Origin of the sequence: Bacillus sp. SA1-12, assembly GCF_000981385.1 — a bacterium.
GTDB lineage: Bacteria > Bacillota > Bacilli > Bacillales > Bacillaceae > Metabacillus.
Map to the genome: position 1 here is coordinate 178,285 of NZ_LATZ01000129.1, position 15,161 is coordinate 193,445.

Annotated in this window: 16 protein-coding genes; 9 read left to right on the forward strand and 7 right to left on the reverse strand. The window is 37.8% G+C overall.

All coding sequences use genetic code 11. The annotated features are described in order from the left end of the window. The first annotated feature begins 49 nt into the window (after positions 1 to 49). Positions 50 to 610 carry a Ger(x)C family spore germination C-terminal domain-containing protein gene (locus WQ54_RS32190; RefSeq protein WP_052737987.1) on the forward strand — a complete coding sequence of 187 codons (561 nt, stop codon included), beginning with the start codon at positions 50 to 52 and terminating at the stop codon, positions 608 to 610. Positions 611 to 668: 58 nt separating this feature from the next. Here the strand turns inward: WQ54_RS32190 and WQ54_RS26460 are convergent, their stop codons facing one another. After that, on the reverse strand, positions 669 to 1,226 hold the full coding sequence (locus WQ54_RS26460; protein WP_046588962.1) for a hypothetical protein: 558 nt from the start codon (positions 1,224 to 1,226) through the stop codon (positions 669 to 671). 79 nt (positions 1,227 to 1,305) lie between these two features. Further along, positions 1,306 to 2,421, reverse strand: a complete 1,116-nt coding sequence (locus WQ54_RS26465) for an MFS transporter (protein WP_046588964.1) — start codon at positions 2,419 to 2,421, stop codon at positions 1,306 to 1,308. A gap of 186 nt (positions 2,422 to 2,607) precedes the next feature. On the opposite strand from WQ54_RS26465, the gene WQ54_RS26470 reads away from it, so the two are divergent. From WQ54_RS26470 to ybaK, 3 genes are all read left to right on the forward strand, one after another. Next, entirely contained in the window at positions 2,608 to 3,369 is a 762-nt protein-coding gene (locus WQ54_RS26470; protein WP_046588966.1) for a YqcI/YcgG family protein, read from the forward strand. A gap of 191 nt (positions 3,370 to 3,560) precedes the next feature. Beyond that, on the forward strand, positions 3,561 to 4,076 hold the full coding sequence (locus tag WQ54_RS26475) for a methylated-DNA--[protein]-cysteine S-methyltransferase (protein WP_046588968.1): 516 nt from the start codon (positions 3,561 to 3,563) through the stop codon (positions 4,074 to 4,076). A 207-nt stretch (positions 4,077 to 4,283) separates the two neighbouring features. Continuing rightward, on the forward strand, positions 4,284 to 4,754 hold the full coding sequence (ybaK, locus tag WQ54_RS26480) for a Cys-tRNA(Pro) deacylase (protein ID WP_046588970.1): 471 nt from the start codon (positions 4,284 to 4,286) through the stop codon (positions 4,752 to 4,754). 256 nt (positions 4,755 to 5,010) lie between these two features. On the opposite strand, the gene hprK is transcribed toward ybaK, so the two are convergent. After that, positions 5,011 to 5,931: an HPr(Ser) kinase/phosphatase gene (hprK, locus tag WQ54_RS26485; protein WP_046588972.1), complete on the reverse strand. Its 921-nt coding sequence runs from the start codon at positions 5,929 to 5,931 to the stop codon at positions 5,011 to 5,013. 403 nt (positions 5,932 to 6,334) lie between these two features. Here hprK and WQ54_RS26490 point away from each other — a divergent pair, with 403 nt between their 5' ends. After that, complete coding sequence (locus tag WQ54_RS26490) at positions 6,335 to 7,351, forward strand: phosphotransferase enzyme family protein (RefSeq protein ID WP_046588974.1); 1,017 nt, start codon at positions 6,335 to 6,337, stop codon at positions 7,349 to 7,351. A 72-nt stretch (positions 7,352 to 7,423) separates the two neighbouring features. Here WQ54_RS26490 and WQ54_RS26495 read toward each other — a convergent pair whose 3' ends face one another. After that, complete coding sequence (locus WQ54_RS26495; protein WP_046588980.1) at positions 7,424 to 8,281, reverse strand: manganese catalase family protein; 858 nt, start codon at positions 8,279 to 8,281, stop codon at positions 7,424 to 7,426. A 258-nt stretch (positions 8,282 to 8,539) separates the two neighbouring features. Here WQ54_RS26495 and WQ54_RS26500 point away from each other — a divergent pair, with 258 nt between their 5' ends. Next, positions 8,540 to 9,040 carry a GyrI-like domain-containing protein gene (locus WQ54_RS26500; RefSeq protein ID WP_231597656.1) on the forward strand — a complete coding sequence of 167 codons (501 nt, stop codon included), beginning with the start codon at positions 8,540 to 8,542 and terminating at the stop codon, positions 9,038 to 9,040. A gap of 173 nt (positions 9,041 to 9,213) precedes the next feature. Here WQ54_RS26500 and WQ54_RS26505 read toward each other — a convergent pair whose 3' ends face one another. Further along, entirely contained in the window at positions 9,214 to 10,062 is an 849-nt protein-coding gene (locus tag WQ54_RS26505) for an AraC family transcriptional regulator (RefSeq protein WP_046588983.1), read from the reverse strand. A 124-nt stretch (positions 10,063 to 10,186) separates the two neighbouring features. Between WQ54_RS26505 and WQ54_RS26510 the strand changes: the two genes are divergently transcribed. The 3 genes from WQ54_RS26510 to WQ54_RS26520 all read left to right on the forward strand — a co-directional run bounded on the left by WQ54_RS26510 (position 10,187) and on the right by WQ54_RS26520 (position 13,802). Further along, positions 10,187 to 11,182 (forward strand): Gfo/Idh/MocA family protein, encoded by a 996-nt coding sequence (locus tag WQ54_RS26510; protein WP_046588984.1) that lies wholly within the window; start codon positions 10,187 to 10,189, stop codon positions 11,180 to 11,182. Positions 11,183 to 11,202: 20 nt separating this feature from the next. Then, positions 11,203 to 12,144 carry an aldo/keto reductase gene (locus WQ54_RS26515; protein ID WP_046588985.1) on the forward strand — a complete coding sequence of 314 codons (942 nt, stop codon included), beginning with the start codon at positions 11,203 to 11,205 and terminating at the stop codon, positions 12,142 to 12,144. Positions 12,145 to 12,386: 242 nt separating this feature from the next. After that, entirely contained in the window at positions 12,387 to 13,802 is a 1,416-nt protein-coding gene (locus WQ54_RS26520) for a HEAT repeat domain-containing protein (RefSeq protein ID WP_046588986.1), read from the forward strand. 148 nt (positions 13,803 to 13,950) lie between these two features. On the opposite strand, the gene WQ54_RS26525 is transcribed toward WQ54_RS26520, so the two are convergent. Together WQ54_RS26525 and WQ54_RS26530 are read right to left on the reverse strand one after the other, a co-directional pair. Beyond that, entirely contained in the window at positions 13,951 to 14,787 is an 837-nt protein-coding gene (locus WQ54_RS26525) for an AraC family transcriptional regulator (RefSeq protein ID WP_046588987.1), read from the reverse strand. Between the two features lie 168 nt (positions 14,788 to 14,955). Beyond that, positions 14,956 to 15,135, reverse strand: coding sequence for a hypothetical protein (locus WQ54_RS26530; protein ID WP_046588989.1), 180 nt, complete (start codon positions 15,133 to 15,135; stop codon positions 14,956 to 14,958). Between the last annotated feature and the right edge of the window lie 26 nt (positions 15,136 to 15,161).

The following is a 15,161-nucleotide window of genomic DNA, read 5'->3' on the forward strand; positions in this document are numbered from 1 at the left end:
TGTGTTACTTGTTTCAGAAGAGCTTGCTAGGAGTGAAGACTTTATTAAGATGATCTATACAGGCATCCGGGAGCGTGAGCTGAGAAAGGCTGTTAACATGATTGTAACAAAAGAAAAGGCTGCAGAGTTTATTAAGAATAACCAGCCTTTACTTGAGACAAGACCGCATAAATTTTACCAGCTTATGCTGAATAGGGCCAGAGAAACAGGATTTGTTCCACCTTCTGATTTACTCCACTACTTTCAAACAACTGAAAGAGATGCGGATCTCTTTCTTGCAATTTATGCTACTACAGAAGGTCACGATGTTGAAACAAGAAATAGATTTGAAGATGAATATAAGGCTGGAGAGATTCCCATTGTTGGAGACAATCTAACTCAATTTATCGGATCAGCTATATTTAAAGAAGGGAAAATGGTGGGGACACTTAACGGCGAAGAAACAAGGGCTGCGTTAATTTTGGATCCTACAATTAATGTAGAGGATATGCTAGCTACCTATGAGGATCCTTTAGAACCAAAATATCGGATTGCATCTAAAGTGACCAATGGTCAAGGTCTAAAAGTGAAGATGAATCTTGATAATTCAAATTCAAGGTTGTTAGGTTGAAATAAGGAGTTAGGGAAATAAAGCGGTAAATGAAAAAAGGACGATCTCTAGTGAGGGATCAGTCCCTTTTTATTTTTAGCATTAGCTTTGTCAACCAGTACGATATTACTATTATTCCCATATCAAGAACGAAAAGATAGAACTTATTCATTCCTTTGCTGAAATTTACTAAGCCCACATATTCTTCTAAAGAGGCGAAGCCAAATGCAAATATCACGCTAATCAATATACTATACAAATAAAAATTTTTGTTGTTATTTGTACAGTATTGGTAGATGAGTAAGAAACCGACCGGGAGTACAGAAGCATTCATGTTTAATGCAAATGGCAATACGGGAGTTAAAAAATATGTGTGATTAAAGAAATGGTATTTTTCAAGGGCAAGATCAAGATAAGTCCAAAGTATATGTACGGTATATCCAAAGAAAAATACCTCAAAAATTCTTCTCCGATCCACTGTAAAATATAGCAGAACCAAAGGGATAATCAATAAAGCGATGACCACCCAGAATTGCCAAGTTCCCATATGGGAATAATCATTCCAGTAAGAAGCCAACAACGAATTTAATTCATGATTCTTTTCAGCTATTGACTTCCAATATTGTTTATAATCCAACAGAAGTACCTCCTGAGCTCAAATCTATCCTTGCCCTTAGGGTGCGCACCTCTTGAATTTTTATCCGAATTATTAGTCTCTATGTTTTGGTCACTACATATAAAAAGAAAATGGCTATACCAAATAAAAACGAAAAAAAGAGGAGAATGTTATGAAAAGATAAGAAAGTTGCAACTAATGGTCCTATACTTGCTCCAGTTAATAGCAGGAAGGAATAGAGTGAGATGGCGGCAGACCGCTGATCTGCAGCAGCTTCTGCAATAAAAGTAATAAGTGTTGGAATAAAAACAGCAATGGCTGATACAAATACAAGAGAAAAGGCTGTAATCAACATCAGTTGTTGCGGTATAAGCATAAGTAAGAAGGAACACATCATAATAAATAAACAGGTAAATAGCATCGTTTTTGTCTGATACCTTTTCATCCATTTTCCGCAAAGCAGGGAGAGCGGCGTACCAGCCAGAGCTATACATTTGCTGTAAAATAATGCATCAGTTTCTTCAGCATACCGTAGAGAAAGGCCGTCATAAAAAGCAACAAAGGACATTAAGGTAAAGAATGTAACAGCAAGCCCTGCTAGTATTGCTGGTTTTAATAGAGTGGGTGAGAATAATAGTCTGGAATGTCGCTTCATTCGAGTACGTGGCGCTGAAGGAAGGAAAAGGAGTGAAAATAGTGCTAAAAACATGTATAGCAAGCTGAAAAAATAAAAAACGCTTTTCCAATCAAAGCGCTCAATAAGATAAGAGCTAATTAGCTGGCCAATGATTCCGGCCATTAAAAATCCCATATTTATAATCGCTATAACAAGAGTCCTCCTTTTTTGTTCAAATAGATCAAAGCAATAGGCATAGGCAATAGGAGCAAAACTGCCCAAGATAAAACCTTGAGCGCTTCTAAATAGATAAAAGCTTGCTAATGAATAGGAAAATGATATGGAAAGAGTTAAAAGACAAGAAGCAGCCATTCCGAAGACTAACACCTTTTTTTTCGAGACCAGTTCAGAAAGAGGTCCAAAGCTTAATAGCCCGAAACTATAAGCAAGAGTAAATAAGGTACTAGAGTAAACAACCTCCCTATATGTAATCGATAATGCATGGGCAACATCCGAGTAGATCGGAATGAACAAATAAATATTACTTGCTGCACTAATAGCCCCAATCAACATAAAAAGCTCGATTGTCCGTTTAACCATTAGTTAACACCTCCAAAAATGATCCATAAGCTTTTTAGGAAGTATCTGGTGTGTAAGTTTTAACCATATATATTCGTATCTATGCCTTAATAGAAGGTTTTCAAGGTTGTAAACAACTTTCTCATTTAAGGACATTCACCTGCCTTTTCCTTATTTCATACGCTAATTAGGAGGAGGAAGTCTAAAATGGAACTTTTAGAGAAAGATGGAATCAAAGCTAACTACACTACTATAAAAAATTGGCAATATGATGCCTTTATGAAATTTTCGGCCATGATATTAAATGATAAGAAACTTTTTCCTTGTATACCGGCATCAATAGGCTTTCGCTTAAATCAATTTAGGTATGCATTCTTAAATGATCCAAGAGAAAATGAAACGGTTTACCAATTCGCAGATGCCCTCAGAACATTCGGGGAAGAATCTAAGGCATTTGGTGCCTACACATCACTCATTACCATTTTTCAAACACCTTTGGATTTAGCTGAAGATTATTCAGTTGACGAATATAGGGTTTTATTCTGGTCTATTTTAAAGAATGTTACTAAATTAGATAGGAAAGAATGGCCAAGCCATATTCCAGGAGAACCTGAGAATCATATTTGGGAATATTGCTTTGATGGCGAGCAATATTTTATTTATTGCGCTACTCCTGCTCATAAAAGAAGAAAGAGCCGCTCCTTCCCTTATTTTATTTTTGCGGTCACTCCCCGTTGGGTTCTAGAAGAATTTCATTCTACATCAACATCGGAAAAAGTGACGAAGAAAATTCGTGAAAGACTCCTTGCATATGATTCGGTCAAAATCCATCCTGATTTAAATTTATATGGTAACCCAACTAATTTTGAATGGAAACAGTATTTTCTTAGTGATGATCACTCCTCACCATCTCGATGTCCTTTTTCATTTCTCCATAAAAAGAATGATCATAAACACAGCGGACTTTAAAGTGGTCCGCTTCACTTTTATCATTCATATAAAATGAACCATGTGATCTCTTTTAAGTTCTATGATAAGGGACATTCCCTCTCAAAAGAGGATATAATCTAAGGGGAGGGTGATATGTGTGGGCCAAAACATAATTGACCGGACAATCACTACTCATTTTTAGTGAGGGAATAAAAAGGAGGCAATGAAACGTGAAAATCGAAACGGAGCCTACTATTTATTGGTCATTGCTAAATCATAAACATTGGAATATTTATCTTGCAGCAACAGAGAAAGGATTGTGCTACGTAGGCTCGCAGAATATGCCGATTGATGAATTAACCGGATGGATAGAAAAGCGATTCCCGGGATGTCCACTCTTAGAGAATCAAGAAAAACTTAAGCCCTATATAAAGGAGCTTATTGAATACTTTGAAGGGAGACGAACGAGCTTTACGATTCCTTTTGATTATCATGGAACAGAATTTCAAATAGCTGTGTGGAATGCTCTTTGTGACATTCCTTTTGGCGAAACCAGAGACTATTCAGGGATTGCGCATGCAATTAATAAACCAGCAGCGGTTCGTGCAGTGGGAGCGGCAATTGGAGCGAATCCAGTGCTCATTACAATTCCCTGCCATCGTGTTATTGGAAAAAATGGCAAGCTGACTGGCTATCGCGGCGGTATCGAAATGAAGACAAAGCTATTAGAGCTTGAAAGACAATAATGAATCACGTACTTTTTTATACATATCAAAAAAAGGCTCTTAATAATTGAACAAACTCCTTGCTGGATAAACAAATTCATTAAATCCGAAAACAGGTTGCTCGTTTGCTAGTTCGTATTTGCATTTATGAAAGGCTTATTAGTGTATTTTTTGAGGAACAGCTAGCAAAGGTTTGAGGCGTAAAAGGAACTGAAAAGGGTGAAAAAAATGAGCAGTAAAACAAATGCAATGAGAATTCTAGATGGGAAAAAATTAAGTTACGATATTTTATCCTATGATGTACAAGATGGGCTAATAAATGGAACGGCTGTTGCTGAAAAAATAAACAAATCAATGGAAAAAGTATTTAAAACTTTAGTGGCACATCGTGAAAATAACCTCTATATCTTTGTTATTCCTGTAGCTGAGGAGCTTGATTTAAAAAAAGCGGCCAAAGCCGCAGGTGAAAAAAAGCTGGAAATGCTCCCAGTAAAGGATCTTCAAAAATGGACGGGATATATTCGCGGCGGTTGTTCCCCTATAGGGATGAAAAAAAACTATCCAACGTTTATTGATTATAGTGCCAGCCAATTAGATAAGATAATTGTTAGTGCAGGGAAAATAGGGATGCAAATCGAAATTGAACCCCTGCTTCTAGCAGATTGTGTTTATGCAAAGTTTTTAGAATTAACTAAATAAGCTAAAAAAGTCGATTCTCCTATTAATATAGGAATCGACTTTTATTAGTTGCTCAGCAATAAAATAATATGCCATTAACTACGGCTAAGCGTGCAAGTTCCAACTCAAGCTTCTAGCCCTTGTATGGTCAAGACAAATTGGAATTGAAGGGGATAAACGCTTCATATCCAATTCGTTTTATTTGCCTTAGGCTGTTGAAGGCACTTGTGCTTTTGTTCTTTTGACAACCCTTTCATTTCATGGTAGGGAAATGAGATCAGCATGAATCAGATTCAAGCCGTCTCATAAACTCTTCTGCAGCACTGTATCCTTGCTGTTTTAGAAGCCAGTTATTTGCAGCAGCTTCGATTAACCCGGCCACATCACGCCCTGGCTGGAGCTGAATCTCAATATGAGGAATTTGCACACCCATATACTCTGTAAATTTTGGTTCATGTTCCAATTCATTATTAAGCGAATTTTTTTGCCATTTTGTCAATTCAATATCAAGTGCGATCCTCGTTTCATCCTGAAAAGCTTTTCTTCCATATAAACGGACTACATTCAACAGACCGATACTGCGCAGGGCAAGAAATTCCTTCGTTTTCCCATCATGGGTACCAAGAATGGTTCGCGGACTGAGCTTTTTCAACACGACAATATCATCTGCAATCAGTCTATGTCCCCGTCCGATTAATGTATGAGCCGTTTCGCTTTTCCCTACTCCAGATTTTCCTCGAAGTAAAATTCCAATTCCATATACATTAACACAAACCCCATGAATCGCGATTTCTGGTGCCAATGTTTTGACCATAAAAGCGTCAAGCCTCGTAATAAATTCAGAAGTCGCTTGAGGTTCGTTTGTACATAACAACGGAATGCCCTCTTCTTTACAATATTGAGTCAAATACGTTAGTCCTTCTCGTCCGGCAGTAACGATAAAACATGGAGGATGGTATTTGACAATATTGCCAATTCGCAGTTGTCGTTCTTCAATGCTTAACTTATGTAAATACGTAATTTCTTTTCGCCCAAGTATTTGAACACGTTCAGTTGGAAAAAAGTCAAAGTGACCCACAAATTCCAAACCGGGACGATGTGAACGTGACTGAGTAATCGGCTGTTGGAGTTTATCTTCTCCAGCCAATACTACTAATGAAAACGTTTTAGCCAATTTTTCAACTGTTAGTAATTTCACCTTTATGGAACTCTCCTTCGTTAATAACTTTCTACTTCTTATTGAAACATGTAAAAAGGAGGATTTTACTTCGCCAAGATAGAAATCTTCTTAAACTCCGGAAACTCTGATAGTATAATCGTACTTTATCATCTGTATGATTACTAGTAAATATCTTCCTAAAAATTAAAATAAATCAAATTTGTCCCATCTTAATGCTCATTTAAACTTCCGCTTCAAGAATAGCTTATATATAGCAGAGCATAACTACCCTTAAAGTTCTGACGGAGGATTGTTGACCAAGTCAGGCTAAACATGTTGGCGCGGTGATTCATGCATGATTGGTCGCGATTTATCATAATAAGACTATAAAACTATGTTTTTTATGATTGCATATTTTGCAAACGATATAGGAGGCAATATAATGGAAGCAGCTGTAGAAAGAATATTTTCAAATGACATGATAGAAATGGCCGGAAAATTTTTCGGAATCAATTCTGTTCGGTTTTTAAAACTTGGGGAAGCAGAGAATTATGTATTTGAGGTTTATCGGGATGAGACTCCTTACATTTTAAGAATGACTCACCAATCACATCGGCAAAAAGAACAAGTATTTGCAGAGTTGAAGTGGATTGAATTCTTACAAAATAATGGAGTGACCATTCCTAAAGTGATTCCTTCTCGTAATAATAATTTAGTTGAAATCGTAAAGGGGCTTGATGGATCAAACTTTTATTGTTGTTTGTTTGAAAAAGCTCCAGGTGTTCAAATAAAAATAAAGGATGAACAAGTAAACGAAGAGTTCTTTTATGAATGGGGAAAAACGATTGGTCTGTTGCATAATAAAACAAAAAGCTATAAGCCAAACCCGGAATTTAAAAGGCTTAATTGGTATGAAGAAGAATTATTAGATGTAAAACAGTATCATTTTGATTCTCCTGACCAAGTTGCTCACCAACAGAAATTCATTTTAAGGCAACTTGAAGCCCTTCCTGTTCATCATGATAATTTTGGATTAATCCATTCTGATATTCATCATGGAAATTTTCATTATCATGAAGGAAAGATATTCGTTTTTGATTTTGATGATTGTTCATATCACTGGTTTGCTAGTGATTTAGCCATACCTTTGTATTATTTGATTTGGAACTTTGAGCGAGAAGGTGAAAAAGATCTAAACGAATTCGCTGCCATCTTTATGAAGGCTTTTCTAAAGGGTTACGAGACAGAAAATCAACTTACTTTCCATGATTATGAAACAATCCCTTTATTTTTAAAGTTAAGGGATCTCACTTTATATAGCTTCTTTTATAAAAAATTCGATTTAAAAAGTGCTGATGAAAAATTAATCAAAATCGTGACAAAGATCGAACAGAGACTAATTGATAATCAAGCTATTATTGATTTGGACTTTAAGAGACTTCTGAAGGAAATGAGATAGAGTTAAAGGAAAGAGAATAAGGCTGGCATAAACCTTATAATGGTTTTTGCCAGCTTTTATTATGGTTTTTCTTTATTTTAGCTTCCATTCATCCTCAGCTATCTTTAGGTAATCGAGATCGTGATGAAGTTCAGTTGCAGGAACTTTTGATTTAGGAATTTGTCCTTTTGCTATTGGATTGGCTACATATTCGAAATGGCCAGTACCGTCTGGGGCGCTTCCAGTTGCCCAAAGACCTTCACTGGATGCTTCGCCTTCTGATAAATCCCAGAATTTATACGCTTCTTCCTGTGCTTCTTTTTCAGCCTCAGGTGGAAATGAGGCAGGGACAACAACACCGTTTTTATTTTCAAGTTCCTCAATAGCTGCCATCCACTGATATTGATGGTACCGATCCCGTGCCAGCATTTTACGGAACGTTGCTCGTACACCTTCATCATTGGTCATATGGTATAACCTTGCTACTTGAAGGCGGCCTTGGGATTCCGCATGAAGATTTGAACGCATATCGGCTAATAAATTTCCGCTTGCTACGATATACGAGCCATTCCATGGGACACCAGTTGAGCTGGTAGGCAATCCGCCTAGTCCGCTGACTAGCAGGTGCTGGGGATTTATTCCGCCCATAATAGAAGCGGTTACCGGATCCTTTGCTGCTTCTGCTTGGTCCTCAGGTGAAGCACCATCTAGCAATTGAGAGATAAGGGAACAAAGCATTTCCACATGACCAATTTCTTCTGTACCAATATCCATAAGCATGTCCTTATATTTTTCTTCTCCGCGGCAGTTAAACCCTTGGAAAAGATACTGCATCATAACAGTCATTTCCCCAAACTGTCCGCCTAAAACTTCTTGTACTTGACGAGCAAGCATGGGGTCTGGACGCTCAACCTTTACTTCAAACTGCAATTCTTTTTGATGTCGAAACAAACGAATCTCCTCCTATGAATTTGAATTAATAGCCATTTCTGCCTCGATCTCCTATTCCCCGCCTAGATTACGATAAAACTAATATAAGGAATTTAAGGAGAAATACCTAATAGAAAATAATGAAAAAAAGGGAAATTAGTTCGGTGTATTAGATATCCATTTTGCCATTTTTTTATATTTTTAGGAAAACTAAAGGAATTAATGAGTAGTAAGCAGAAGGGATTAGAGTAATCGTAACTAAGAAAGGTGGAAATGATTTTGCAGAACTTTGAATATGACATTATTGAGTTGCCGGCTTATCGGGGAATCGGATTAAAATGGAGTGGATCATATACAGAAATTGGATCTTTAAAAAAACTTATTACCAGTATGAGTACGAGAGTTGGAGAATTAGATCATGCTATCCATCCAGAGGTTCAATTAGGTCTATCATATCATTTAAGACCTGATGGCTTTGTGCATTATTCGGTCTATGAAGTTAGTGAAGCCCAACAACTTCCCGATGGCATGGCGGAAATTTATATACCGAAAATGACGTATCTGATGACACATCACAAAAGAGATCAAAATATCGGTCAAACCTACGAAAAAATAGAGCAATGGATGAAAAGAAGTGACTATGAATCTTTTGTTGAAGCAGATGTAAAATATTATGATAATTTACCGATCAAACATGAAAGATATCCGAAAGACCGTGATTCTACGAAACCGCATTTTGATATCTATATTCCTATTATTAAGAGAAGATCATTTTCTTGAAAATATAGATATAAGTATGCGGCGATATCTAGCTAAATGAAATAATGATGCTAGAGTACGTACTGCCAAGAATCCAGCTGTTCAGGGCTAGATGGTAAACAGCTTCTTCTATTCCTGAGCAACTGCATTGCACTTGGCAAGTAGGGAGTTGATTTATTTTTTAAAGCTGCGGCTTACTCCAATGTTTTATGATGATAAAGTTTCCGATATTCCGTCGGTGTTAAACCTTCTTGTTCCAGGAAGCGTTTATTAAAATAGCTGATACTCGGATAGCCCGCCTTCAATGCAATATCTTTAATTGTCATTTCTTTGTTGTCCAACAGCCATTGCTTGCTCATCTGAAGCCGGCATAATGTAATAAACGCCATTGGTGTCATTTGCGTAGCACGTTTAAATAAACGACAGAAATAATAAGTGCTTACACCAGCTTGCTCTGCCCAATAATCTAATTCGAATGGCTCACAAGCCTTTCTTTGCATTAAGGGGAGAAGGGGCTGAATTCGATCATCAAGTTCTTGTCTGCGATCAGAAGTTTTTGGTACCGCATTTGTAATGAATTCCATCAAAAAGGTATAGGTTAAAGTGGACAAACGAGATAGGTGCAGAAAGCTATTCTCCTCCGCTTCAATGAGAAGCTGCTCGTGTGCTTCCTCAACAGGTTTAATATGCTTAACATTCCAAAGTGAATAACGATGAAAACCTCTTTCTGATAGAAATTGATTAAGGATACTTCCATAAAAATGAACCCAGCGAATATTCCATGGATCATCTTTGCTGCTATAATACCGCTGTTCTTGCATTGGAAAGTATAAAAATGCGTCCCCGCGTTTTAATAGATATTGTTTACCATCTGCTTCCACAAAACCTGTTCCAGATAGGACAAAATGGATACTAAAGTTATTTAATGTCCCTACCTTACGATCGACATCATGCTCAGGTGCATCATAATACCAGCCGATAGATTCAGGAAGAATCATATATTCATGGTCATTTAAAGTAGGCAATAAATATTGTCGGTTCAAAATTATCACTCTTTCGTAGCAAAATAGTTTCATATGCATAGCAATAAGATTCTATTTTTATTTTAATCTTAGTCTTATATAATGACAATATAGTATTAACTAAGGCATAAAGGAGAGGAACGGAATGAAGAAGATTCGTTGGGGGATCATGGGTTCAGCAAGTATTGCAAAGCGGGCCGTTATCCCTGGAATTCAACAATCTGAAACAGGGGAAGTTTATGCGATTGCAAGTCGCGGACTAGAAAAAGCAAAACAAACAGCAGAAGAATTGAATATACCAAACGCCTATGGAAGTTATGAAGAGTTACTTGCCGATCCAAATATTGATGGCGTTTACATTCCACTGCCAAACCACTTACATAAAGAATGGACAATACGTGCTGCTGAGGCTGGAAAGCATGTATTATGTGAAAAACCATTAGCGATTGATGCCAGTGAAGCTGCCGAAATGGTTGAAGCATGTGAAAAAGCTGGTGTTGTTTTTGCGGAAGCTTTTATGTACCGCTACCACCCTCGCTATATGATGATACAAGAAATTATTCAATCAGGAGAAATAGGAGAGCTTCGGGGCATCCATGGAACATTTACCTTTAACAATGCAAAAGACAAAGGGAATGTTCGTTATAAGCAAGAATGGGGCGGTGGTTCACTATATGATGTGGGGGTTTACCCAATTAGTGCTGCACGGATGCTGCTTGGCCAGGAACCGCAAGCTGCTACTGTGCACGCCTTATTTTCTGAAGACCATGATCATGTAGATATGATGGCATCCGGCATCCTTGAATTTGAAAAAGGTGTTGCTCTTACATTTGATTGCGGAATGTGGGCAGCCTTTAGAAATACTCTTGAGATTCTTGGCACAGAAGGCCGTATTGAGGTTCCTTCAGCATTTGTTGTGCAACAAGATCAATCAGATAATTTTTATGTCTTTTCGAAAGACGGACGCAGAGAGGTAGAAGTTCCTCGTTTGAATCAATATTCTTTACAGGCAGATGCACTAGGAAAAAGTATTTTAAGTGGAGAGCCTCTTCCTTTTCCAGCAACAGATGCCATTTCGAATATGAAGGTTCTTGATGCATGTTTAACATCGGCAAAAGAACGCCGTCGTGTTGAAATCTAATAATCTAGGAGGAATGTATGATGAAAACAATTAAGATTCCAGGATTAGACAAACCGGTAACCACTCTTATTCAAGGCTCCGACTATTTTAGACCAAGCGTTTATGAAAGGGTATGCAGTGTATTAGATCGCTATTTTGCTATAGGCGGTAATACAATTGATACTGCTCACATCTATTGTGGCGGCGAAAGTGAAGTGGCAATTGGTCAATGGATGAAAGATCGTAATAATCGTGAAGATGTCGTGATTCTTACAAAAGGGGCACATCATGATCAAAACGGTCCACGTGTTAATCCAGAGGCTATTTCTAGTGATCTATTTAAGAGCTTAGAGCGTCTTGGAACTGATTATATTGATTTATATGCTTTACATCGTGATGATCCTTCTGTACCAGTCAGCATTATTATTGATGCATTAAACGAACACATCAAAGCTGGACGCATCAAAGCAATTGGAGGATCAAACTGGACAGTCCAGCGCTTACAAGAAGCAAATGAATATGCAGCAGAAAATGGGCTTGTTGGCTTTACCTTCAGCAGCCCAAATCTTAGCTTAGCAAAAGCAAAAGAACCTTTTTGGGCGGGCTGTGTTTCTGCTGATGCTTCGGATTGTGCATGGCATAAAGAGCATCAGCTTCCGATTCTATCGTGGTCTTCCCAAGCAAGAGGCTTCTTTACAGGCCGCTTTACACCAGAAGATCGAAGCAACGAGGATCTTGTACGTGTATTTTACAGTGATGACAACTGGGAACGCCTCCGCCGTGCAGAGCAATTAGCGAAAGAGAAAGGTGTCACTACGATTCAAATAGCTCTTGCATATGTATTAAATCAACCGTTTCCTACTTGCGCGCTTATTGGAGCTCAAAATGAAGAAGAATTACAATCATGTCTTGAAGGCTCAAACATTGTGTTGACAGAAGATGAAATCAACTGGTTGGAGCATGTTGAAAAAAGTGTAAGCTAGGAATATAGGAGTTAAACCATTTCCTATAAACATTTAGATCGATATCTTTAAAAATCAGGTGCTAAACCAAAGGGCAACGGCCTTCTTGGAGCAGCACCTGATTTTTTATAGATTGATGCAAATCAGGCAAAAACACCTTAGTATTGTACAAATGTACATGAATTTTCTCTATGTTTATCCAATTTCTCCTCTTTTATAATAATTATGAAGCTTCAATAATGATAAAGGGAGGCAATAAGGGGATGGCTGTAGCAAACAATCCGCTTTTATTAACAGACGAGCAAATGAGAAAGTTTATAACTGATGGTTTTCTCGTTTTGAAAACAGATTTTTCCAATGAATTCCATGAAAGATTAAATGATCAGCTATTGAAAGTTTACGAGGAAGAGGGGAATCCAGGAAATAACTTATTACCGAGAGTAACGGAGCTGCAAAGAGTATTTGAACATCCGGTTATTACTGGAGCACTGACCAGTGTCCTCGGACCTGATTATATGCTGCATGCCCATCGACACGGTCATTATAATGCTTCTTCAGTGCCAGGAGATTGGCATAAAGACAGTTATTGGGGCTATAATCGCATGCGGAATCATCATCCATGGTGGGCAATGGTTATGTATTTTCCACAGGATACACCAGCGGAATTGGGTCCTACTGGAATCCTGCCTGGTACCCAAAATTACGACTCCCGCGTCTTTGAGTCAGATGAATTGGATCAAGAGGTATTAGCATGCGGAGAAGCAGGTACATTTGCTTTGATTCACTATGATATATGGCATCGTGCCACTCCAAACACACTTGGAAACCCGCGATTTATGCTTAAGTTTGAGTTTATGCGAACAAAAGCGCCAACCAAGCCGAGCTGGAATAATGTAGAAAACGCATGGCGGCTTCCTGAAACTGCAAGCACGTTATTTGCGCAGCATAACGTAATGTGGGAAGAAACCTGGAACTGGTTATCGGGGAAACTTGGCAGCATGGCATCGACGGAAAGTTGTTCGTCAAATATGATAGAAAATAAGTTAAGTTCACTAGAGGATGAATATGAACCAGTGGCATTGAATGCTGCTTATGAACTTGCATGCTGCGGAAAAGATGGTGTCGAAAACTTACTATCAGCCCTGCAGCATGAAAATAGTAATGTATCGCGGCTTGCTGCATACGGGTTATCCATTGCAGGGAAAGAGGCAATCCCAGGTTTAATTCAAGCTTTGGATCATAGCAGAACATCTACAGTGGTCCGTGCCATTTTTGCTCTTAGTGAACATAGACATTTGGCAGCTGAAGCAGTTCCTGCTTTAAATCGATTACTAGAAAATGCCTCAGTAATCGTCCGAAGATCGATTGCAGAAGCACTTGGAATGATTGGGAGTCCTGCTGAGGAAGCGGTCGACGGATTAATCCGTTGTTTACAAGATGAGGATGCGCAAGTTCGCTTTATGGCAGGGCTTTCGTTATCTAGAATCGGTGCATCAGCAGATCCTGCCGTTCCTCAATTGGAAATCGCTTTAGAGGATGAAAACCGATATGTACGTGCTCATGCAGCAGAAGCTCTTCGTTATATTGGAACAGAGAAAGCAAACAAAGCGTTGATTACATTTTTATTAAATTCTAGATGGTGCCCGACTACAACACCAGCAAGTACATTTTATCCGTAAATCTGCTAATCTCCTTTTGATTTATCCTTAACAGGCAGTAAAACCCTCAAAGCTAGGTGAAGATTTTACTGCCTGTAAAGATCAAGTAAGGGTTTGTTGTCCATGTCAGGTGATACGTAAGGATGTAAAGGTATAAGTGTAATAAGTATCACTTTATCCGTGATTTTGCTGATAATTCACGAAATGAAGTTGGAGAAAGTCCTGTAAGTTCTTTAAACGCTCTAGAAAAATAGGAAAGTTCCATACCTACTGAATCGGATATTGACGAGACAGTTTGTTCACTAACGGCAAGTAACTCCTTTGCTTTTTCAATTTTTCGGCGGTTTATGTATTGAATCGGCGAAGATCCAGTAAAATTTTTAAAGACGGTAATAAAATAATTTGGATGAAAATTCGCTATTTGTGCTAGAGCTTCAACAGACAAGTTTTCATCCAAATGTTCTTCGATATAAGTTAAAATGGTATCCATTTTATCAAAAGAAGGCGATGCATTTAATTTAAAATGAATGGCTGGGCTTTTTTCAATGAATACAGCAATGATTTCAAGCAGGATTGAATGAACACGAAAGGTACTAGAAAGGCTATCGCTATGCATGTGCGTAATAAGCTGCTTGAACTTTTCTTCTAGTTCAGATTCATCTGGTCGAATAAAGACTGGGGTCTTCATTAGCTGAAATAAATGAAAATCACCGATTTTAGCTGTGAAATGGCACCAATATTTTCCGAACGTATTGGCGTTTATCGTTCCGTATGATTGAACTGAGCCTGAAGGCAATAAATAAAGCTCACCAGCTTTAGGGTAAAACGTCTCATTATTTACTTTGACGAAACCTTCACCTTCCATAATATAATAAAGCTTATTAAAATCAGTTGTATAATTTTCATCACGCCAAGTTTCAGGGACTTTGGTATAGGCGGCAATGGATACATCCAATTGTACATTTGCAAGATTTTTCCCCAAAAAAGTTTCTGCCTGATTCTTCATCTGATTCTACCACTCTCTTTCTATTATTCTTACATAAATAGAAAAAAACCGAATAAGGGACTCTTTTATGCCCGATATTCGGATCAATGCATTAGAAGGTATGTTAAAATAGGAATTCAAAGCGAACGCTTAGAATGAAAAACAAAATTTTCTGAATTTAAAGAATGTTCAGTAAGCGTTTTCATAGATGACGCCTTTAAATTTTATTTTAAGGTGTGAAGTGTCACCTTTCATAAAATCCTTTTTCATATCTTTAATTCGCTTAACAGCATCTGTCATGCCGGCAGCATTGATTTTATGTTCTCTTGTTTCAGTACCTGTATCTATTAAAAAAACAAACTGTTTCATCGTTGTATTCTCCTTAGATGTATGAT